Genomic DNA, 20947 nt, shown 5'->3' with positions numbered 1-20947 from the left:
GACGGTGGCGCGAAGCGGTCTGAGAGAATTGTGAGGTGATCTCTCGTATCGACCTGCGCGGTGACGCCCTCCCCGAGGGTGGCGCCCTGCGCGATCTGCTGCCCCGTGCCGAGTTCGACGTAGAAGCTGCCCTGGAGAAGGTGCGGCCCATCTGCGAGGACGTCCATCATCGTGGCACGGCGGCGCTGATCGAGTACGCGCAGAAGTTCGACGGGGTCGAGCTCTCGCAGGTCCGGGTACCCGCGGAGGCCATCAAGGCCGCCCTGGAGCAGTTGGACCCGGCCGTCCGCGCCGCCCTGGAGGAGTCGATCCGACGCGCCCGGATCGTGCACCGCAATCAGCGCCGCACCGAACACACCACCCAGGTGGTCCCCGGCGGCACCGTGACCGAGAAGTGGGTTCCGGTGGAGCGCGTGGGGCTGTACGCCCCGGGCGGCCGCTCGGTCTACCCGTCCTCCGTCGTCATGAACGTCGTACCGGCCCAGGAGGCGGGCGTCGAGTCGATCGCGCTCGCGTCCCCGCCGCAGAGGGAGTTCGGCGGTCTGCCGCACCCGACGATCCTCGCCGCGTGCGCGCTGCTCGGTGTGGACGAGGTGTACGCGGTGGGCGGTGCGCAGGCCGTGGCGATGTTCGCGTACGGGACCGAGGACTGCCTTCCCTCCAACATGGTGACCGGCCCCGGCAACATCTGGGTCGCCGCCGCCAAGCGCTACTTCACCGGGAAGATCGGCATCGACACCGAGGCCGGCCCGACCGAGATCGCCGTCCTCGCCGACTCCACGGCCGACCCGGTGCACGTCGCCGCCGACCTGATCAGCCAGGCCGAGCACGACCCGCTGGCCGCCGCCGTGCTCGTCACGGACTCCGCGGAGCTCGCGGACGCCGTCGAGAAGGAGCTGGAGCCGCAGGTCGCCGCGACCAAGCACGTCGAGGACCGGATCAAGCCCGCGCTCGCCGGCAAGCAGTCCGCGATCGTGCTGGTCGACAGCCTGGAGGACGGCCTCAAGGTCGTCGACGCGTACGGCGCCGAGCACCTGGAGATCCAGACCGCCGACGCCGCCGCCTGGGCCGCCCGCGTACGCAACGCCGGTGCGATCTTCGTCGGCCCGTGGGCCCCGGTCTCGCTCGGCGACTACTGCGCCGGCTCGAACCACGTGCTGCCCACCGGCGGCTGCGCCTGCCACTCCTCCGGCCTGTCCGTGCAGTCCTTCCTGCGCGGCATCCACATCGTCGACTACACGCGGGACGCCCTCGCCGAGGTCACCCACCACGTGGTGACGCTGGCCGAGGCCGAGGACCTGCCCGCGCACGGCGCCGCCCTGAAGGCGCGCTTCGGATGGAAGGTGCCCACCGTATGACCGCCGCCGCCGGCATCGGCATCGACGACCTGCCCATCCGGGACGAGCTGCGCGGCAAGACCCCGTACGGCGCCCCGCAGCTCGACGTGCCCGTCCAGCTGAACACCAACGAGAACCCGTACGAGCTGCCCGAGGAGCTCGTCCGGCGCATCGCCGAGCGCGTCGCCGAGGCGGCCCGCACCCTCAACCGCTACCCCGACCGGGACGCGGTCGAGCTGCGCACCGAGCTGGCCGCCTACCTCACCCGTACGGCCAAGCACCCGGTCGCGCGCGAGAACGTATGGGCCGCCAACGGCTCCAACGAGGTCATCCAGCAGCTGCTGCAGACCTTCGGCGGGCCCGGCCGCACCGCGCTCGGGTTCGAGCCCTCCTACTCGATGCACGCGCTGATCTCCCGCGGTACCGGCACCGGCTGGATCTCCGGACCGCGCCGCGAGGACTTCACGATCGACGTGGAGGCGGCCGAGCAGGCGATCACCGAGAACGCCCCCGACGTCGTCTTCATCACCTCGCCCAACAACCCCACGGGCACCGCGGTCGAGGCCGAGACGGTCCTCGCCCTCTACGAGGCCGCGCAGGCGGCCAAGCCCTCCCTCGTCATCGTCGACGAGGCCTACGTGGAGTTCAGCCACCGGGACTCGCTGCTGCCCCTCATCGAGGGCCGCCCGAACATGGTGGTCTCCCGGACCATGTCCAAGGCCTTCGGCGCGGCCGGCCTGCGCCTGGGCTACCTGGCGGCGCACCCCGCCGTCGTCGACGCCGTCCAGCTGGTGCGCCTGCCGTACCACCTGTCGGCCGTCACCCAGGCCACCGCACTGGCCGCCCTGGAACACACCGACACCCTGCTCGGCTACGTCGAGCAGCTCAAGGCCGAGCGCGACCGCCTGGTCGTCGAACTGCGGGCCATCGGCTTCGAGGTCACCGATTCCGACGCCAACTTCATTCAGTTCGGGAAGTTCGCGGACTCGCACACCGCCTGGCAGAAGATCCTCGACCAGGGCGTCCTGGTCCGGGACAACGGCGTACCGGGATGGCTGCGGGTCACCGCCGGCACCCCGGCGGAGAACGACGCGTTCCTGGAAGCGGTTCGCGCACTGAAGAAGGAGCAGCACGCATGAGCCGCATCGGACGGGTCGAACGGACCACCAAGGAGACCTCGGTCGTCGTCGAGATAAACCTCGACGGCACCGGCCAGGTCGACGTCTCGACGGGCGTGGGCTTCTACGACCACATGCTCGACCAGCTCGGCCGCCACGGCCTCTTCGACCTCACCGTCAAGACCGAGGGCGACCTGCACATCGACAGCCACCACACCATCGAGGACAGCGCGCTCGCGCTGGGCGCCGCCTTCAAGCAGGCCCTCGGCGACAAGGTCGGCATCTACCGCTTCGGCAACTGCACCGTGCCGCTCGACGAGTCCCTCGCCCAGGTGACCGTCGACCTGTCCGGCCGCCCCTACCTCGTGCACACCGAGCCCGAGAACATGGCGCCGATGATCGGCACGTACGACACGACGATGACCCGGCACATCTTCGAGTCCTTCGTCGCGCAGGCCCAGATCGCCCTGCACATCCACGTCCCGTACGGCCGCAACGCCCACCACATCGTGGAGTGCCAGTTCAAGGCCCTCGCCCGGGCCCTGCGCTACGCCGCCGAGTTCGACCCGCGCGCGGCCGGCATCCTGCCCTCCACGAAGGGCGCCCTCTAGCCGTGAACGGCCTGAACACCATCCTGATCGTCCTCGGCCTGTTCCTGGCCGGGGGCGTCTACTCCTTCCAGAAGCAGAAGATGCCCAAGTCGGTCATCATCCTGCTGGCCCTCGCCTCCGCGATGTGCCTCGCCGCCGGAGTCCTGCGAATCCAGGGAATTTGGGAATGAGCGCAGTCCGCCCCACCAAGAACGTCGTCGTCTTCGACTACGGCTTCGGAAACGTCCGCTCCGCCGAGCGGGCCCTCGCCCGCGTCGGCGCGAACGTCGAGATCACCCGCGACTACGACAAGGCCATGGACGCCGACGGACTCCTCGTCCCCGGCGTCGGCGCCTTCTCCGCCTGCATGCAGGGCCTCAAGGACGCCCGCGGTGACTGGATCATCGGCCGCCGGCTCTCCGGCGGCCGCCCGGTCATGGGCATCTGCGTCGGCATGCAGATCCTCTTCGAACGCGGCATCGAGCACGGCGTCGAGACCGAGGGCCTGGACGAATGGCCCGGCACGGTCGGCCCGCTCAAGGCCCCGATCGTCCCGCACATGGGCTGGAACACCGTCGAGGCACCGGCCGACAGCCAGGCCTTCAAGGGCCTGGACGCCGACGCCCGGTTCTACTTCGTGCACTCCTACGCGGCGCGCGACTGGACCCTTGAGATCACCAACCCGCTGATCCGCGCCCCCAAGGTCACCTGGGCCACCCACGGCGAGCGTTTCGTGGCGGCGGTGGAGAACCGGGCCCTGTGGGCCACGCAGTTCCACCCCGAGAAGTCCGGCGACGCCGGCGCCCAGCTCCTCACCAACTGGATCGAGACCCTGTGATGACCGCACCCACGCTCGAACTCCTGCCCGCGGTCGACGTCCGCGACGGACAAGCCGTCCGCCTCGTCCACGGGGTGTCCGGCAGCGAGACCTCCTACGGCTCCCCGCTGGAAGCGGCCCTCGCCTGGCAGCGCTCCGGCGCCGAATGGCTGCACCTGGTCGACCTGGACGCCGCCTTCGGCACCGGCGACAACCGCGCCCTCGTCGCCGAGATCACCCGCGCCATGGACATCAAGGTCGAGCTCTCCGGCGGCATCCGCGACGACGCCACGCTCGCCGCGGCCCTGGCCACCGGCTGCACCCGCGTCAACCTGGGCACCGCCGCCCTGGAGACCCCCGAGTGGGCCGCCAAGGCCATCGCCGAGCACGGCGACAGGATCGCCATCGGCCTCGATGTCCGCGGCACCACCCTCAAGGGCCGCGGCTGGACCAGCGAGGGCGGCGACCTCTACGAGACCCTCGCCCGCCTGGACTCCGAGGGCTGCGCCCGGTACGTCGTCACCGACATCGGCAAGGACGGCACGCTGACCGGCCCCAACCTGGAGCTGCTGAAGAACGTCTGCGCCGCCACCGACCGGCCCGTCGTCGCCTCCGGCGGCATCTCCTCGCTCGACGACCTGCGGGCGCTGTCCGAGCTGGTCCCGCTGGGCGTCGAGGGCGCGATCGTCGGCAAGGCCCTGTACGCCAAGGCCTTCACCCTGGAAGAAGCCCTGAAGGTGGTCTCCGCATGAGCAACCCCTCCACCGACGTACGCCGCATCTCCTCCGGCGGTGCCTACGAGGACGTCATCGGCTACTCGCGCGCCGTGGCCCTCTCCAACGGCCTGGTCCTGGTCTCCGGCTGCACCGCGGCCGACGCGGGCGGCCCGTACGACCAGACGGTCAAGGCCTTCGACGTCGCCTTCAAGGCGCTCGCCGAAGCCGGCCTGGGACCCGGGGACGTGGTCCGCACCCGGATGTACCTCACGCACGCCCGGGACGTCGAAGAGGTGGGCCGCGCCCACAAGCAGCTCTTCGACGCGGTCCGGCCCGCCGCGACCATGCTCATCGTCTCCGGCTTCGTCGACCCCGGCATGGTCGTCGAGGTGGAGGTCGAGGCGTTCAAGGCGGTGGCGGAATGACCCTCGCCGTACGCGTGATCCCCTGCCTGGACGTGGACAACGGCCGGGTCGTCAAGGGCGTCAACTTCCAGAACCTGCGCGACGCGGGTGACCCGGTGGAGATGGCCAAGCTGTACGACGCCGAGGGCGCCGACGAGCTGACCTTCCTCGACATCACCGCGTCCTCCGGGAACCGCGAGACCACGTACGACGTGGTGCGCCGCACCGCCGAGCAGGTCTTCATCCCGCTCACGGTGGGCGGCGGCGTCCGTACGGCCGACGACGTCGACAAACTCCTTCGCGCGGGAGCGGACAAGGTGGGCGTGAACACGGCCGCCATCGTCCGCCCCGAGCTGATCCAGGAGATCGCGGAGCGCTTCGGCCGGCAGGTCCTCGTCCTGTCCGTGGACGCGCGCCGCACGGCCGCCGGAACGTTCGAGGTCACCACGCACGGCGGCCGCCAGGGCACCGGCATCGACGCGGTCGAGTGGGCGCACCGGGCGGCCGAACTGGGCGCGGGCGAGATCCTGCTCAACTCGATGGACGCGGACGGCACCAAGGACGGCTACGACGTCGAGATGATCGCGGCGGTGCGCAAGCACGTCACGGTCCCGGTGATCGCCTCGGGCGGCGCGGGGCGCCTCGCCGATTTCGCGCCGGCGATCGAAGCGGGTGCCGATGCCGTGCTGGCGGCGTCGGTCTTCCACTTCGGCGACCTCCGCATCGCCGAAGTCAAATCCGCCCTCCGCGAAGCGGGCCACCCGGTTCGCTGATCCCGTTTCCGGGTGCGGCCCTTGCCCTGGCCGGGCGGGTGCGGGCCGGTGGCCGCGCCTCAAGCGCCGGCGGGGCTGGGTTTGGCTTCGGTGTGGGGTGGTGCCCCTCCGGGGGCTCTCCTCGGCTCGCGCCAGGCGGCCGTGGTTCTGCCGTACGGCCTGGGTTGCGCGCTCGTCCTGCGGGGAGCCCCCGGAGTGTCCCCACCCCACGGCGGAGGGCTCGGCAGGGGTGGGGGTGCGGGGACGGTGGGGGGTGTCCCCGCAGGACGAGCGCGCAACCACCGGGTACAGCCGAGATGGCCCGTCACGCGCGAGCCGAGGAGACACCCGCCGGCGGCCCCGCACCCCCACCCCCGCAACCGACCCCGCCCAGGCGAAGCCAAACCCAGCCCCGCCGGCGCTTGAGGCGCGGCCACCGGCCCGCACCCGGAACAGGACCGGCACCCGCCCGGCCAGGGCAGGGGCGCGGCCACCGGCCCGCACCCGGAACAGGACCGGCACCCGCCCGGCCAGGGCAGGGGCGCGGCCACCGGCCCGTACCCGGGGCGTTGCCCAGGTCAGATACCCAGCGACGCCACCGTCAGCTTGGCCACGGCCTCCTTCTCGCCGTCCAGCGTCACCGACGCCGCCGCCTGACGGCCGAAGCAGAACAGCGTCAGTTCACCCGGCTCGCCCGTCACCGTCACCACCGGCGCACCCTTGCGCGCCACCGCCGTCCGCCCGTCGGGACGCCTCAGCACCAGGCCCACCGGCGAGCGCCGCCCCGTCAGGCGGGCCAGCTTCTCCAGCCGGGACCACAGCGCGTCCGAGAAGACCGGGTCCAGCTCCCGCGGGGACCAGTCCGGCTGCGCCCGGCGGACGTCCTCCGCGTGGACGTAGAACTCGACCGCGTTCGCCGCCTCGTCGATCTGCTTCAGCGCGTACACCGACATCCTCGGCGGGCCGGTCCTGATCAACTGGATCAGTTCCTCGTACGGCTTGGCCGTGTACTCCTCCATCGCCCTGTCCAGGCGGGCCTTCAGCACGTTCAGCAGCAGGCCGCCCGCCGCGTCCGGCCGCCGTTCGCGGACCACCACGTGCGCGGCCAGCTCGCGACAGGTCCAGCCGGAGCACAGCGTGGGGGCCTCCGGACCGGCCGCCTCCAACAGGTCCGCCAAGAGCAGACGTTCACGCTTCGCATGGGTAGACATGCGGGCCAGCCTACGGCGGGAACCCGTCGAACACCCGCCCATCAGGCGGACGCGGATCAACACCCCCGCCCCGGCCCGGCACAATGTCCACATGAGTACGTCCCCCCGCCCCGGCAACCTCGACCCCGCCATCGCCGCGCGCCTCAAGCGTTCCGCGGACGGGCTGGTCCCGGCCATCGCCCAGCAGTACGACACCGGTGAGGTGCTCATGCTCGGCTGGATGGACGACGAGGCCCTGCACCGCACCCTGACCACCGGCCGCTGCACCTACTGGTCCCGCAGCCGCCAGGAGTACTGGGTGAAGGGGGATACGTCCGGCCACTTCCAGCACGTGAAATCCGTCGCGCTCGACTGCGATGCCGACACCGTGCTCGTCCAGGTCGACCAGGTCGGAGCGGCCTGCCACACCGGGGCACGCACCTGTTTCGACGAAGATGTCCTCCTCCGCGCAGCCGACTAGGTAGGGTCCCCCGAAATGGATCTTGAGACGTTCCGCAAGCTCGCGGCCGACCGCCGCGTCATCCCCGTGAGCCGCAAGCTGCTGGCCGACGGGGACACCCCCGTCGGGCTCTACCGCAAGCTGGCAGCCGAACGCCCCGGCACCTTCCTCCTGGAGTCCGCCGAGAACGGCCGCTCCTGGTCCCGGTACTCCTTCATCGGGGTCCGCAGCGACGCCACCCTGACCGCCCGGGACGGCCGGGCGCACTGGATCGGCACCCCGCCCGTCGGCGTACCCACCGACGGCGACCCCCTCGACGCCCTGCGCGCCACCGTCGAGGCCCTGCACACCCCCCGCGACCTCGCGGGCGGCATGCCGCCCTTCACCGGCGGCATGGTCGGCTACCTCGGCTACGACATCGTCCGCCGCCTGGAGCGCATCGGCGAGCACACCGCCGACGACCTGGAGCTGCCCGAGCTGACCATGCTGCTCACCTCCGACCTGGCGGTCCTGGACCACTGGGACGGCACCGTCCAGCTCATCGCCAACGCCATCAACCACAACGACCTCGATTCCGGGGTCGACGAGGCGTACGCGGACGCCGTGGCCCGCCTCGACGCGATGGAGGCCGACCTCGCGCGGCCCGCCCCCTACGTGCCGGCCGCACTGCCCGCCTCCGAGCTGCCCGAGTTCTCCGCCCTCTGGGGAGGCGAGAAGTACCAGGCGGCCGTCGAGGACATCAAGGAGCGCATCCGGGCCGGCGAGGCCTTCCAGGTGGTGCCCTCGCAGCGGTTCGAGACCCCCTGCCACGCCTCCGCGCTGGACGTCTACCGGGTGCTGCGGGCCACCAACCCGTCCCCGTACATGTACCTCTTCCGCTTCGAGAACGGCTTCGACGTGGTCGGCTCCAGCCCCGAGGCGCTGGTCAAGGTCGAAGACGGGCGGGCCATGGTCCACCCCATCGCCGGCACCCGCCACCGCGGCGCGACCCCGCAGGAGGACAACGACCTCGCCGACGAGCTGATGGCCGACCCCAAGGAGCGCGCCGAGCACCTGATGCTCGTCGACCTGGGCCGCAACGACCTCGGCCGGGTCTGCGAGCCGGGATCGGTGGAGGTCGTCGACTTCATGTCGATCGAGCGCTACTCCCATGTCATGCACATCGTCTCCACCGTGACGGGGCGCGTGGCCGAGGGGAAGACCGCCTTCGACGTGCTCACCGCCTGCTTCCCGGCCGGCACCCTCTCCGGCGCGCCCAAGCCCCGCGCCATGCAGATCATCGAGGAGCTGGAGCCCTCCCGCCGCGGCCTCTACGGCGGCTGCGTGGGCTACCTGGACTTCGCCGGGGACTCCGACACGGCCATCGCCATCCGCACCGCCCTGCTGCGCGACGGCACGGCGTATGTGCAGGCCGGAGCCGGTGTCGTCGCGGACTCGGTGCCCGAGCTGGAGGACAACGAGTGCCGGAACAAGGCGGCCGCCGTGCTGCGCGCGGTGGGAGCGGCGAACCGCCTCCACGGCTCCTGAGGGCGTAGGGGATAGTGGGGTACGTGAGTGCCGTACCCCCGCCCCGAAACGACGCCGACGCCGAGTCCGAGCCCGAGGCTCCCGACAGCCGCGGCGGCGGCCGCCGCAGTGTGGCCGTCGCCCTGCTGCTCGGCGCCCTGGGCGCCACCGTCGTCCTGCTCGCCTCCGGCCGGACCTGGGCCCGGGGCACCGCCGCCATCGGCAGCGACTCGCTCCAGCTGACCGCCGACGGGCGGGCCGTCACCGGCCTGCCCGCCGCGCTGGCCATCGTGGGCCTCGCCGCACTGGTCGCCGTCTTCGCCGTACGCGGCAAGAGCCGGCTGCTGGTGTCCGGGCTGCTCGCGCTCAGCGGCCTGGGCGCGGCCCTGTCGGCCGTTCTCGGCGCCGACGGCCGCCGCGCCCTGGACGCGCAGGCCGCCCGTACGACCGCCGACAGCGCCGCGCACGTGGCCGGGCTGACCCAGACGACCTGGCCCTACGTCACGGCCGCCGGCGCGGTCCTGATCCTGGCGGCCGGTCTGCTGGCCCTGCGCTTCGGCCGGAGCTGGCCCTCCATGGGAGGCCGCTACGAGCGTGACGGCAGCCCGCGCGCCCGGACTGTCGCAGCGGTTGATCCGGACCGGCCGGAAGATCTGTGGAAGGCTCTGGACCGGGGCGAGGACCCGACCAACGGCCCGGGCGCCGACCGGGCCCGCTGACCCGACCCCCCTGGACGGCGAAGCCGCCCGGTGCGGGACAATGGTCGCCGAGCGTCCGACACAGACCGCACGTTCGACACAGCAGCGCGACAGAGCAACGAGGAGCAACTCATGGCGGGCACTAGCCACGGACACACCCCGGCCGCCTGGACCGGTGTCATCATCGCCTTCATCGGTTTCTGCATCTCCGGCGCCTTCATGGTGATCGCGAACCCGCTCGGCTTCTGGGCCGGCCTCGTCGTCGTCGCGCTCGGCGGCGTCGTCGGCCTGGGGATGCGGGCCGCGGGCCTGGGCGCGCCGAAGCCCGCCCACAAGGACCTCGCCGAGGTCATCGCCGCTTCCAAGGTTCCCGCCAAGGTCTGAGCGCGCGAGCGGCGCGGTCCGTAGCGACGCGGTCCGTAGCGACGCGGTTCGAAGCAACGCAGCCGAAAGGCGCGGCCCCGCCGGGCTGCGCCTTTTGTCATGAGCGGAGAGAATCAGCAGGTGGACGCCTCTCGTACCCCCGATGCCCCGCCGTCACCGGCACCCGTGCCCGCGGACCCGGGGCAGCCCGCCGGGCGGCCGTCCCCGTCGCGGGCCCGGCGGCTCGCCGTCCCGGCGTTCTACCTGGCCGGGGTCACCGCGGCCTTCGCGTACGTGGGCGCCGTGGATCCCAACGAACCCGGCCACTACCCGGTGTGCCCGCTGTTCCGGCTGACGGGCATCCTGTGCCCGGGCTGCGGCGGCCTGCGCAGCGCGCACGCCTTCGCGCAGGGCGATCTGGTCACCGCTCTCGGGGCGAACGCCCTCGCGGTCGCGGGCTATTTCGTCTTCGCGGGGTTCATGGCGCTGTGGCTGGTCCGCGCGTTCCGCGGCGGGCCGACCCCGAGGATCGTCCTGCGTCCGAGGTACTGGTGGGCGCTCGGTGCGCTGGCACTTATTTTCGTCATTGTCCGAAATCTCTCTTTCGGCTCCGCTCTGGCGCCCTGAGCCCCCTGGGCAGGCCCTATGAAGCACGGATTCCGAATGTCCAGTTACTGGGACAGCGTCAACCGCGTGCGGAGGGCAACGCCTCCTGCGGATACCATTTGAATGCCGACCTTGCTTCTGTACTTGTCTGCAAGGCGGCCGACCGTCATCGACCCGGAAGGGGGCCGCTCGCGTGAGTGTGCTCGACGAGATCATCGAAGGGGTCCGCGAAGACCTTGCCGAACGGCAGGCCCGCGTGAGCCTCGACGAGCTCAAGGAGCGTGCCGCCAAGGCGCCCCAGGCCAAGGACGGCGTCGCTGCCCTGCGCGGCGACAGCGTCAAGGTGATCTGCGAGGTCAAGCGCTCCAGCCCCTCCAAGGGCGCGCTGGCCGCCATCGCCGATCCGGCCGGGCTCGCCGCCGACTACGAGGCGGGCGGTGCGGCGGTCATCTCCGTCCTCACCGAGCAGCGCCGGTTCGGCGGCTCGCTGGCCGACCTGGAGGCCGTCCGCGCCCGCGTGGACATCCCGATCCTGCGCAAGGACTTCATCGTCACGGCGTACCAGCTCTGGGAGGCCCGCGCCTACGGCGCCGACCTCGTCCTGCTGATCGTCGCGGCCCTGGAGCAGGAGGCCCTCGTCTCCCTCATCGAGCGGGCCGAGTCCATCGGTCTCACCCCGCTCGTCGAGGTCCACGACGAGGAGGAAGTGGAGCGCGCGGTCGCCGCCGGTGCCAAGATCATCGGCGTCAACGCCCGCAACCTCAAGGACCTCAAGGTCGACCGCTCCACCTTCGAGCGCGTCGTCGGCGAGATCCCGGACCACATCGTCAAGATCGCCGAGTCCGGCATCCGTGGCCCGCACGACCTGATCGCCTACGCCAACGAGGGCGCCGACGCCGTCCTCGTCGGGGAGTCCCTGGTGACCGGCCGCGACCCGAAGGCGGCCGTGGCCGACCTCGTCGCCGCCGGTGCCCACCCCGCCCTGCGCCACGGGCGGAGCTGACCCGTACCCATGGCCCACGACCGTTCCTGCGTCCGCACCCGGCCGGGCTCCCGCCCGGCAGCCGTGCCGACGGCTCACGCGCCCCTGGCGCGCGGCTGCCGCCCCCGCGGCTGCCGTGCCCCGGCCCGGCGCGTGCACGGGCGGCGGGTCCGGTACGTGATCGGCTCCGAGCCCGGTCAGGTCAACGGCATGCGATGGCGCCGCGGAGGCGCGCTGTAACGAGGGCCGCCGCGGCCCGGTACGCGAGACGTACCGCGCCGCGCGCAGCTCCCGTACGGCCTGACGTCCCGGGCCGCCGGCCCCGGACGCGGGCCGCCCCGCTCCGTACGCACGACATCCCCCAGCGGGGTGTGCGCGGCACGGGCGGGCGGCGCAATACGGTGAATGCACCCCGCCGCATCTCGCACCCGTAGGAGCACTGGACATGTCCAGCGAGTTCTTCATTCCGGACCCGGAGGGTCACGTTCCCAACGCCGAGGGCTACTTCGGCGACTTCGGCGGCAAGTTCATCCCGGAGGCGCTCGTCGCCGCCGTGGACGAGGTCGCCGTCGAGTACGAGAAGGCCAAGGGCGACCCGGCCTTCGCGGCCGAGCTCAATGACCTCATGGTCAACTACACCGGCCGCCCGAGCGCCCTCACCGAGGTGCCCCGCTTCGCCGAGCACGCCGGCGGCGCCCGGATCTTCCTCAAGCGCGAGGACCTGAACCACACCGGCTCGCACAAGATCAACAACGTGCTGGGCCAGGCGCTGCTCACCAAGCGCATGGGCAAGACCCGCGTCATCGCCGAGACCGGCGCCGGGCAGCACGGCGTGGCCACCGCCACCGCCTGCGCGCTCTTCGGCCTTGAGTGCACCATCTACATGGGCGAGATCGACACCCAGCGCCAGGCCCTCAACGTGGCCCGCATGCGCATGCTGGGCGCCGAGGTCATCGCCGTGAAGTCCGGCTCCCGGACGCTCAAGGACGCGATCAACGAGGCGTTCCGCGACTGGGTCGCCAATGTGGACCGGACCCACTACCTCTTCGGTACGGTCGCCGGCCCCCACCCCTTCCCGGCCATGGTGCGCGATTTCCACCGGGTCATCGGCGTCGAGGCCCGCCGCCAGATCCTGGAGCGCGCCGGCCGGCTGCCGGACGCCGTCGCGGCCTGCGTCGGCGGCGGCTCGAACGCCATCGGCCTGTTCCACGCCTTCATCCCGGACGCCGGCGTCCGTCTGGTCGGCTTCGAGCCCGCCGGGCACGGCGTCGAGACCGGCGAGCACGCGGCCACGCTGACCGCCGGCGAGCCCGGGATCCTGCACGGCTCCCGCTCCTACGTCCTCCAGGACGAGGAAGGCCAGATCACCGAGCCGTACTCCATCTCGGCCGGCCTGGACTACCCGGGCATCGGCCCGGAGCACTCCTACCTCAAGGACTCCGGCCGCGGCGAGTACCGCGCGGTCACCGACGACGCGGCGATGCAGGCCCTGCGCCTGCTCTCGCGCACCGAGGGGATCATCCCGGCGATCGAGTCGGCGCACGCCCTCGCGGGCGCCCTCGACCTGGGCAAGGAGCTGGGCAAGGACGGCCTGCTGGTCGTCAACCTGTCCGGTCGCGGCGACAAGGACATGGACACGGCGGCCCGTTACTTCGGGCTGTACGACGGCGAGGGGGAGAACAAGTGAGCACCGGAAACCTCCAGCTGCTGAGCGACACCCTCGCCAAGGCGAAGTCCGAGGACCGCGCGGCCCTCGTCGCCTACCTCCCGGCGGGCTTCCCGACCGTCGACGGCGCCATCGAGGCGGTCAAGGCCGTCATCGAGGGCGGCGCGGACGTGGTCGAGATCGGCCTCCCGCACAGCGACCCGGTGCTGGACGGCGCGATCATCCAGACCGCCGACGACATCGCCCTGCGCGGTGGAGTCAAGATCGCCGACGTGATCCGCACGGTCCGCGAGGCGCACGAGGCGACCGGGGCCCCGGTCCTGGTGATGACCTACTGGAACCCCATCGACCGCTACGGCGTCGAGCGGTTCACGGCCGAGCTGGCGGCGGCGGGCGGAGCCGGCTGCATCCTGCCCGACCTGCCGGTGCAGGAGTCCGCGCTGTGGCGCGAGCACGCGGAGAAGCACGGTCTGGCGACCGTCTTCGTCGTGGCTCCCAGCAGCAAGGACGCCCGCCTGGCCACCATCACGGCGGCCGGCTCCGGCTTCGTCTACGCCGCCTCCCTCATGGGAGTCACCGGCACCCGCGAGTCCGTCGGCAACCAGGCCCAGGACCTGGTCCGGCGCACCCGCGCCACCACCGAGCTCCCGGTCTGCGTGGGACTCGGCGTCTCCAACGCCGTACAGGCCAAAGAGGTCGCGGGCTTCGCCGACGGCGTCATCGTCGGCTCGGCCTTCGTGAAGCTGCTCCTGGACGCGCCGGACCTGCCGGCCGGGCTGGACGCCGTACGGGCGCTCGCCGGCGAGCTCGCGGAAGGCGTACGCCGCAGCTGACGCGCGAGCTGACGCGCGTTCGATCACAGCCACGGATGTCTGATCGGGTTCTGTAGCCCGATCGGGTGGAAGTGCGGGCAGGGAGGCACGCGAGTGCCTCCCTGCTTCGTTTGGCGGAACGTGAGCGAGAAGAACGACGGTGCGAACCGCGATGCGACGAAACGATCGGCCCGGGAACGACTCCTCGTGGAGCGCGAGCGGCAGAAGACCCGGGACAAGCGCCGACGGACCCTCGTCGTGGCGGCGGCGGTGGTCGGCGTCCTCGGCCTGGCGACCGTCGTCGGCGTGATCGCGGCCAACACCGGCAAGGACGGCTCCGCCAAGGCGGGCCCGGTGGTCGCCCCCTCCGGGGCCACCGGAAAGGACGCCCTCGCCATCCAGGCGGGCAAGCCCGAGGCGAAGTCCTCCCTCACCGTGTGGGAGGACTTCCGCTGCCCCTCCTGCAAGTTCTTCGAGGACAACTACCGCGATGTCATCCACGACCTGGAGGCCAAGGGGCTGCTCAAGGTCGACTACCACCTGGTCACGCTCATCGACCGGAGGATGGGCGGCAGCGGCTCGCTGAAGGCGGCCAACGCGGCCGCCTGCGCGCAGGACGCCGGCAAGTTCACCGAATACCACGACCTCCTCTTCCAGAACCAGCCGCAGGAGACCGACGACGCCTTCGGCAAGAACGCCAAGCTGCTGGAACTGGCGGGCAAGGCCGACGGGCTGGACACCCCCGAGTTCCGCTCGTGCGTCGAGGACGGCACCCACAACAGCTGGGTGGCCAAGTCGGACACCGCCTTCACCACCGGAGGGTTCCGGGGCACCCCGACCGTGCTGCTGAACGGCAAGGACATCCTTTCCGACCAGGCCAACCAGGTGACCCCGCAGAAGCTGAAGGAGCAGGTGGAGGCCGCGGCCAAGGGCTCGGGAGGCGCGGACGCAGGGGCCGGGGCCGAGAAGGCCTCACCGTCGGGCAGCGCGACCCCCGGATCCGGAGCGAAGGCCACGGACAAGGCCGGGGACAGGGCCGGGGACAGGGCCGGGGCGAAGGCCTCGCCGTCGGCCTCGCGTACGGGATCGGGCGGATCCTCGTCCGGCGGGTCCTCGAACCGGTCCACCGGTGGGACCTCCGGCGGTTCCTCCAGCGGGTCCTCGGAGGACTGACCGCAGCCGGTTCCATGTCTGGATTTGGTTTCGTCTTGCCGGGCGGGTTGCGGTGCGCACCACCCGGCAAGGTAGCGTCATGTCTGCCATGGACCTTGCTTACATCCCCAGTCCGTCGACCGGCGTGATCCATCTCGGACCGATCCCGCTCCGCGGCTACGCGTTCTGCATCATCATCGGCGTCTTCGTCGCCGTCTGGCTCGGCAACAGGCGATGGATCGCGCGCGGCGGAAAGCCGGGCACGGTCGCGGACATCGCCGTGTGGGCCGTGCCCTTCGGCCTGGTCGGTGGTCGCCTCTACCACGTGATCACCGACTACCAGCTCTACTTCGGCGCGGGCCGCAACTGGGTCGACGCCTTCAAGATCTGGGAGGGCGGACTCGGCATCTGGGGCGCCATCGCGCTCGGCGCGGTGGGTGCCTGGATCGGCTGTCGCCTGCGCGGGATCCCGCTGCCGGCCTGGGCGGACGCCCTGGCCCCCGGTATCGCGCTGGCCCAGGCCTGCGGACGCTGGGGCAACTGGTTCAACCAGGAGCTGTACGGCCGGGCCACCGACCTGCCGTGGGCGGTGGAGATCAGCGCGGGCCCGAACCGGGACGCCGGGACCTACCACCCGACCTTCCTGTACGAGTCGCTGTGGTGCATCGGTGTCGCGCTGCTGGTCCTCTGGGCCGACCGCCGCTTCACGCTCGGCCACGGACGGGCCTTCGCCCTGTACGTCGCCGCGTACTGCGTCGGCCGCGGCTGGATCGAGTACATGCGCGTCGACGAGGCGCACCACATCCTGGGCGTCCGGCTGAACGTCTGGACCTCGATCGTCGTCTTCGTGCTGGCGGTCGTCTACCTGGTGCTGTCGGCGAAGCTGCGGCCGGGCCGCGAGTCGGTCGTCGAGCCGGACACCGGTGCCTCCGACGGTGAAGGCGGGGACGCGGCGGCATCGTCGCAGACGAAGGACACGGGGGCCGAGGGCAAGTCCTCGGACACCGATGGCTCTGCCACCGACGGGGCCGAGGCCAAGGCCCAGGCGTCCGTTCTGGCGAAGGGCGAGCCCGCCAAGGCCGATCTGCGCAAGGCGCAGCCCGCCGAGGGCGGCGCCCCGGGAGCCGGGACGCTCTGACCCGAAGGTCCGAGAAGGGGGGTGTCGCGTACGCGGCACCCCCCTTTTCCGCTGCGGCTGCCGTGACGAGCCCGGCGGCGGCAGCCGAACCCAGCCCCGCCGGCGTTTGAGGCGCAGGGTCCGGGGCGGAGCCCTGGGATACGGCGCCGCGGACGGTCACGGTCGGTCGTCGGGCGGGTTCCGGGCGGAGCCCGGAAGGCGGTGTCGCGGCGGGTCACCGCGCGGGGTCCGGGGCGGAGCCCCTGGGCGGGGCTCCGCCCGGCGGAGGCCCGGGGTCAGCGGGCGGCCATGCGAGCGGCGAGCGCAAGGGTGCGGTGCGCCGCGGCCACCACCGCCGGATCCACGAACCGCCCGTCGGGCAGGGCCAGCGCACCCGGCGTGGCGCGGGCCGCGCTCAGCACCTCCACGGCGGCGCTGACCTCCTCGTCCGCCGGGAGGTAGGCCCGCTCGATCACCGGGAGCTGGCGCGGATGGATCGCGGCCCGGCCGAGGAAGCCCAGGGAGCGGCCGCGGGCGCACGAGACGGCCAGCGACTCCAGGTCCCGGATGTCGGGGAACACCGACTGCGCCGGGGGCGTCAGCCCCGCGGCCCGGGCCGCGACCACCACCCGGGAGCGGCACCAGTCCAGGCCCGTCTCCGCGCTGACGGCCAGGTCGGCCCGCAGGTCCGCCTCGCCGAGGGAGAGCCCGCGCAGGGCGGGGTGGGCGCGGGCGATCTCGTACGCGCGCTCCACACCCACGGCCGATTCGAGCAGGGCGTGCAGGTTCACCCCGCCGGTGCGCTCCGCGACGGCCGTGATCTGCCCCGGGGCACTGATCTTGGGCAGCCGCAGCCCCGCGAGTCCGTGCAGCCCGCCGAGCGCGGTGAGGTCGGCGCCGCCCCAGGGGGAGTCCAGGGCGTTGACGCGGACGTGGACGGGGAGCGGGGGCCGCTCGGCGAGCAGATCGGCGGTCGCGGCGCGCGCGTACTCCTTGCGCGAGGCCGGTACCGCGTCCTCCAGGTCGACGATGACGGCGTCCGCCCCGCAGCCGAGGGCCTTGGCGACCACCTCGGGGCGGTCGCCGGGCGCGTACAGCCAGGTCAGGATCACAGGGCTCCCTCGGTCCGCAGTGCGGTGATCTCGGCCTCGGACAGCCCGAGCTCGGTCAGGACCTCGTCGGTGTCCGCGCCGTGCGGGCGGCCCGCCCAGCGGATCCCGCCCGGGGTCTCGGAGAGCCGGAAGAGGACGTTCTGCATGCGCAGCGGGCCCAGCTCCGGGTCCTCGACCTCGGTGACCGTGTCGAGGGCCGCGAACTGCGGGTCGGCCATCACGTCCCGGACGTCGTAGACCTGGGCGACGGCCGCCTCGGCGTCCTCGAACGCGGCGACCACCTCCTCGGCCTTGTGCCGGGCGATCCAGCCGCCGACCGCCTCGTCCAGCACGTCCGCGTGCCGGGCCCGCCCGGCGCCGGTCGCGAACCAGGGCTCGGCGATCAGCTCGGGCCGGCCCACCAGCCGCACCACCCGCTCGGCGATGGACTGCGCGGAGGCGGAGACCGCCAGCCAGCGCCCGTCGGCACTGCGGTAGGTGTTGCGGGGGGCGTTGTTCGTGGAACGGTTGCCGGTGCGCGGCTGGACGTAGCCGAGCTGGTCGTACCAGAGCGGGTGCGGGCCGAGCACGGTGAGGATCGGCTCGACGATCGCCAGGTCCACGACCTGACCGTGCCCGGTGCGCTCCCGCCCGGCGAGGGCGGTCATCACGGCGTACGCGCAGGTCAGCGCGGCGATCGAGTCGGCGAGCCCGAAGGGCGGCAGGGTCGGCGGCCCGTCCGGCTCCCCGGTGATCGCGGCGAAACCGCTCATCGCCTCGGCGAGCGTTCCGAAGCCTGGACGGTGGGCGTACGGGCCGTGCTGGCCGAAGGCCGTGACGCGCGCCAGGACCAGGCGCGGGTTGGCGGCGGACAGCTCGGGCCAGCCCAGCCCCCACTTCTCCAGGGTGCCGGGGCGGAAGTTCTCGACGACCACGTCGGCGGTGGCGGCGAGGCGCAGCAGGGTGTCCCGGCCGCCCGGGGTGGACAGGTCGAGGGTCATCGTCCGCTTGTTCCGGCCGAGGAGCTTCCACCACAGGCCGATGCCGTCCTTGGCGGGGCCGTGGCCGCGCGAGGGGTCGGGACGGCCGGGGTGCTCGACCTTGACGACCTCGGCGCCGAAGTCGCCGAGCAGGGTGGCGGTCAGCGGCCCGGCGAAGAGGGTGGCCAGGTCGAGCACGCGCAGCCCTTCCAGCGGCCCGGTGGAGGTCACGAGGCGGCTCCGCGCTGCGCCGCGGCGAAGGCGTCGGTCTCGGCGCGGGTCGGCATCGAGTCCTGGGCTCCCGGGCGCTGGACGGAGAGCGCGGCCGCCGCCGAGGCCCAGCGCAGGGCCTCGGGCATCGGTCGGCCCTCGCCCAGGGCCACGGCGAGGGCGCCGACGAAGGTGTCCCCGGCGGCGGTCGTGTCCATGGCCCGCACCCGGGGCGCGGGCACGGTCAGCGGTTCCGCGCCGCGGGCGGCGTACAGGGCCCCGGCCGCGCCGAGTGTGATCACCACCTCGGGCACCTCGGCCAGCAGGGCCTCGGCGGCCTGGAGCGGGTCGGTGAGCCCGGTGAGGGCCGCCGCCTCGTGCTCGTTCGGGACGAGGAGGTCGGTGGCGGCGAGCAGATCGGCGGGCAGCGTCCCCCAGCTACCGCTGGGAGGTGCCCCCGGGGCGGGGGCCGGGGTGAGCACCGTACGGACGCCGTGCGCGCGGGCGGCGCGGGCCCCGGCGAGGACGGCGGAGAGGGGCAGTTCGAGCTGGAGGAGGAGGGAACCGGCGGCGGCGATCCGGGCCTCGTCCCCCGCCTCCAGACCGGTGACGGCGGCGTTCGCGCCGGGGATGACGACGATGCTGTTGCCGCCCTCGTCGTCGACGGTGATGTGGGCGGTGCCGCTGGCGCCCTCGACGGTGCGCAGGGCCGCCGTGTCGACGCGGGCCGCGGTGAGCGCGGAGCGCAGCCGTACGCCGAACTCGTCGGCCCCGACCGCGCCGATCATCACGACCTCCCCGCCGGAGCGGGCGGCGGCGACGGCCTGGTTGGCGCCCTTGCCGCCGGGGACCGTGCGGAAGGCCCGGCCGGTGACGGTCTCCCCCAGGCGGGGGGCTTTGGGGACGTAGGCGACGAGGTCCATGTTCGTACTGCCGAGCACGGCGATGGCCGTCATGAGCGTGCTGCCTCCTGTGCGGTGAGGTGGGCGAGGGTGTCGAAGCCGATGCCGTCGAAGCCGGGGACGGTGGTGGCGAGGCGGTTCTTCAGGGGCGCGGTCCAGCGGTGCGGGAGGGCGTCCGGGGATCCGGCGAGCAGCCCGGCGAGGGCGCCGGCCGTGGCCCCGTTGGAGTCGGTGTCCCAGCCGCCGGACACGGCGCGGCAGACGGAGTGCGAGAAGTCGCCGTCGGCGTGGGTGAGGGCGGCGGCGATCAGCGCGGTGTTGGGGACGGCGTGGACCCAGTGGTAGTGCCCGTAGCGGGCGTGCAGCCGGTCGACGACGAGGTCGAAGTCCTCCGGCTCCGTGCGGGCCGCCCGGATTCCGAAACGGACGGCCTCGGCGAGGCGCGAGCGGGGCGGTACGAAGGCCAGCCCGGTCCGGAGCGCCGTGTGGACGTCCGGTCGGCCGGTGGCGGCGGTGGCGGTGGCGGCCGCGACGAAGAGGGCGGCGTAGACGCCGTTCCCGGTGTGGGTCAGGGCGGCGTCCCGGTAGGCCTGGGCCGCGGCGGCGGCCGGATCGCCCGGATTGGTCCAGCCGTGGACGTCGGCGCGGATGAGGGCGCCGATCCACTCGCGGAAGGGGTTGTGGTGGGTGGCGGTGACGGGCGGCTCCAGACCGAGGAGGAGATTGCGGTAGGCGATGCGCTCGGCGGTGAAGGTCCGCCCGGCCGGCAGCTCGTCGAGCCAGAGGCGGGCCACGTCGGCGGTGGTGAAGCCCTTGCCGTGGCGCTGGAGCAGGAGCAGCCCGAGGAGGGGGTAGTTGAGGTCGTCGTCCTCGGGCATGCCGTCGATGGTCTCGGCGAGGGAGGTAGGGGCGGAGCGGCGGTTCCACGGGTACGCGGCCAGCACCTGGGGCGGTACGCCGCGTTCGCTGAACCAGTCGTTCAGCGGCCAGTTGCCGGCGGCGCGGGCCAGTGCCCGGATCCCCTCCAGGGGCAGCTTCTCGACGGGCTTCCCGAGCAGACACCCGACGGCCCGCCCCACCCAGGCGGCTTCCAGCCGCTCCCGCAGCCGGCCGGCTTCGGGCCGGGCTCGCCCTGCGGTCGGGCGTGCGGCCGGATCCGGCTGTCCGGCGGGCCGGGCGGGCGGGGCCGCGTTCCTGCTGCCCGGCGGGGGCTCGTGGATCCGGCCGTCGGGGCAGGGGCGTGGCTGTGCCGCCGGGTGCCGGGGATCCCGGTCGGGCCGAGTGCTCGCTGCGCGGGTCGGGGCCGCTCCGGGGGCGGCGGGCCGGGTGGGTCCCTGCCCTGCGGGCGGTGCCCCTGCTGCGCCGGGTGGCGCGGGGGTACGGGCGGGCCGCAGGGGATCCTGCCCTGCGGGTGGTGCCCCTGCTGCGCCGGGTGGCGCGGGGGTACGGGCGGGCCGCAGGGGATCCTGCCCTGCGGG

Annotated in this window: 23 protein-coding genes and 1 pseudogene; 19 read left to right on the top strand and 5 right to left on the bottom strand. The window is 73.0% G+C overall.

Annotated elements, in window-relative coordinates; all coding sequences use genetic code 11:
* Positions 1-35 precede the first annotated feature (35 nt).
* Genes hisD through hisF form a run of 8 tightly spaced genes read left to right on the top strand, consistent with a single transcriptional unit; the run spans position 36 to position 5755 of the window.
* Positions 36-1358 (top strand): histidinol dehydrogenase, encoded by a 1323-nt coding sequence (gene hisD, locus ACZ4YL_RS16735; protein ID WP_468117146.1) that lies wholly within the window; start codon positions 36-38, stop codon positions 1356-1358.
* A complete protein-coding gene (locus ACZ4YL_RS16730; protein ID WP_468117145.1) occupies positions 1355-2476 on the top strand; it encodes a histidinol-phosphate transaminase in 1122 nt (373 codons plus the stop codon). Before hisD ends, ACZ4YL_RS16730 begins: the two co-directional genes overlap by 4 nt.
* Positions 2473-3066, top strand: a complete 594-nt coding sequence (gene hisB / locus ACZ4YL_RS16725) for an imidazoleglycerol-phosphate dehydratase HisB (protein ID WP_030009963.1) — start codon at positions 2473-2475, stop codon at positions 3064-3066. The genes ACZ4YL_RS16730 and hisB overlap by 4 nt, the downstream gene beginning before the upstream one ends.
* Before the next feature lie 2 nt (positions 3067-3068).
* Entirely contained in the window at positions 3069-3236 is a 168-nt protein-coding gene (locus ACZ4YL_RS16720; RefSeq protein WP_030009964.1) for a hypothetical protein, read from the top strand.
* A complete protein-coding gene (hisH, locus tag ACZ4YL_RS16715) occupies positions 3233-3883 on the top strand; it encodes an imidazole glycerol phosphate synthase subunit HisH (RefSeq protein WP_030009965.1) in 651 nt (216 codons plus the stop codon). The genes ACZ4YL_RS16720 and hisH overlap by 4 nt, the downstream gene beginning before the upstream one ends.
* The gene (gene priA / locus ACZ4YL_RS16710; protein ID WP_030009966.1) at positions 3883-4614 is read left to right on the top strand and encodes a bifunctional 1-(5-phosphoribosyl)-5-((5-phosphoribosylamino)methylideneamino)imidazole-4-carboxamide isomerase/phosphoribosylanthranilate isomerase PriA; all 732 of its coding nucleotides are present in this window, start codon (positions 3883-3885) and stop codon (positions 4612-4614) included. The genes hisH and priA overlap by 1 nt, the downstream gene beginning before the upstream one ends.
* The gene (locus ACZ4YL_RS16705) at positions 4611-5003 is read left to right on the top strand and encodes a RidA family protein (protein ID WP_468117143.1); all 393 of its coding nucleotides are present in this window, start codon (positions 4611-4613) and stop codon (positions 5001-5003) included. Before priA ends, ACZ4YL_RS16705 begins: the two co-directional genes overlap by 4 nt.
* Entirely contained in the window at positions 5000-5755 is a 756-nt protein-coding gene (gene hisF, locus ACZ4YL_RS16700; RefSeq protein ID WP_030724523.1) for an imidazole glycerol phosphate synthase subunit HisF, read from the top strand. The genes ACZ4YL_RS16705 and hisF overlap by 4 nt, the downstream gene beginning before the upstream one ends.
* Positions 5756-6312: 557 nt before the next feature.
* Here hisF and ACZ4YL_RS16695 read toward each other — a convergent pair.
* On the bottom strand, positions 6313-6945 hold the full coding sequence (locus ACZ4YL_RS16695) for a TIGR03085 family metal-binding protein (protein ID WP_468117141.1): 633 nt from the start codon (positions 6943-6945) through the stop codon (positions 6313-6315).
* Positions 6946-7036: 91 nt separating this feature from the next.
* Between ACZ4YL_RS16695 and hisI the strand changes: the two genes are divergently transcribed.
* The 11 genes and pseudogenes from hisI (at position 7037) to lgt (ending at position 16307) form a co-directional block, all read left to right on the top strand.
* The gene (hisI, locus tag ACZ4YL_RS16690; protein ID WP_030012381.1) at positions 7037-7405 is read left to right on the top strand and encodes a phosphoribosyl-AMP cyclohydrolase; all 369 of its coding nucleotides are present in this window, start codon (positions 7037-7039) and stop codon (positions 7403-7405) included.
* A 15-nt stretch (positions 7406-7420) separates the two neighbouring features.
* A complete protein-coding gene (locus ACZ4YL_RS16685; protein WP_351159577.1) occupies positions 7421-8911 on the top strand; it encodes an anthranilate synthase component I in 1491 nt (496 codons plus the stop codon).
* 14 nt (positions 8912-8925) lie between these two features.
* Positions 8926-9609 carry a TIGR02234 family membrane protein gene (locus ACZ4YL_RS16680; RefSeq protein ID WP_468117139.1) on the top strand — a complete coding sequence of 228 codons (684 nt, stop codon included), beginning with the start codon at positions 8926-8928 and terminating at the stop codon, positions 9607-9609.
* A gap of 111 nt (positions 9610-9720) precedes the next feature.
* Positions 9721-9972, top strand: a complete 252-nt coding sequence (locus tag ACZ4YL_RS16675) for an HGxxPAAW family protein (protein WP_030724546.1) — start codon at positions 9721-9723, stop codon at positions 9970-9972.
* A 99-nt stretch (positions 9973-10071) separates the two neighbouring features.
* A complete protein-coding gene (locus tag ACZ4YL_RS16670) occupies positions 10072-10578 on the top strand; it encodes a DUF2752 domain-containing protein (protein WP_468117137.1) in 507 nt (168 codons plus the stop codon).
* A 172-nt stretch (positions 10579-10750) separates the two neighbouring features.
* On the top strand, positions 10751-11560 hold the full coding sequence (gene trpC, locus ACZ4YL_RS16665; protein WP_030012837.1) for an indole-3-glycerol phosphate synthase TrpC: 810 nt from the start codon (positions 10751-10753) through the stop codon (positions 11558-11560).
* A 9-nt stretch (positions 11561-11569) separates the two neighbouring features.
* Entirely contained in the window at positions 11570-11779 is a 210-nt protein-coding gene (gene trpM / locus ACZ4YL_RS16660; RefSeq protein WP_301371718.1) for a tryptophan biosynthesis modulator TrpM, read from the top strand.
* Between the two features lie 205 nt (positions 11780-11984).
* On the top strand, positions 11985-13226 hold the full coding sequence (trpB, locus tag ACZ4YL_RS16655; protein ID WP_301371719.1) for a tryptophan synthase subunit beta: 1242 nt from the start codon (positions 11985-11987) through the stop codon (positions 13224-13226).
* The gene (gene trpA, locus ACZ4YL_RS16650) at positions 13223-14038 is read left to right on the top strand and encodes a tryptophan synthase subunit alpha (protein WP_189736136.1); all 816 of its coding nucleotides are present in this window, start codon (positions 13223-13225) and stop codon (positions 14036-14038) included. The genes trpB and trpA overlap by 4 nt, the downstream gene beginning before the upstream one ends.
* A gap of 120 nt (positions 14039-14158) precedes the next feature.
* Positions 14159-14950: pseudogene (locus ACZ4YL_RS16645) on the top strand (DsbA family protein); the annotation flags it as partial.
* Between the two features lie 328 nt (positions 14951-15278).
* On the top strand, positions 15279-16307 hold the full coding sequence (gene lgt, locus ACZ4YL_RS16640; protein ID WP_468117287.1) for a prolipoprotein diacylglyceryl transferase: 1029 nt from the start codon (positions 15279-15281) through the stop codon (positions 16305-16307).
* A 275-nt stretch (positions 16308-16582) separates the two neighbouring features.
* On the opposite strand, the gene ACZ4YL_RS16635 is transcribed toward lgt, so the two are convergent.
* Genes ACZ4YL_RS16635 through ACZ4YL_RS16620 form a run of 4 tightly spaced genes read right to left on the bottom strand, consistent with a single transcriptional unit; the run spans position 16583 to position 20929 of the window.
* Positions 16583-17398, bottom strand: a complete 816-nt coding sequence (locus tag ACZ4YL_RS16635; protein ID WP_468117134.1) for an HpcH/HpaI aldolase/citrate lyase family protein — start codon at positions 17396-17398, stop codon at positions 16583-16585.
* Positions 17395-18588, bottom strand: a complete 1194-nt coding sequence (locus tag ACZ4YL_RS16630; protein WP_468117133.1) for a CaiB/BaiF CoA transferase family protein — start codon at positions 18586-18588, stop codon at positions 17395-17397. Before ACZ4YL_RS16630 ends, ACZ4YL_RS16635 begins: the two co-directional genes overlap by 4 nt.
* A complete protein-coding gene (gene rbsK, locus ACZ4YL_RS16625) occupies positions 18585-19523 on the bottom strand; it encodes a ribokinase (protein WP_468117131.1) in 939 nt (312 codons plus the stop codon). Before rbsK ends, ACZ4YL_RS16630 begins: the two co-directional genes overlap by 4 nt.
* Complete coding sequence (locus tag ACZ4YL_RS16620) at positions 19520-20929, bottom strand: ADP-ribosylglycohydrolase family protein (protein ID WP_468117285.1); 1410 nt, start codon at positions 20927-20929, stop codon at positions 19520-19522. Before ACZ4YL_RS16620 ends, rbsK begins: the two co-directional genes overlap by 4 nt.
* Positions 20930-20947 lie beyond the last annotated feature (18 nt).

The sequence above is a fragment of the Streptomyces sp. NPDC030021 genome, from assembly GCF_055574035.1.
The sequence above is the reverse complement of the archived record's forward strand: the minus strand, read 5'-3'. Positions and strand labels throughout refer to the sequence as shown.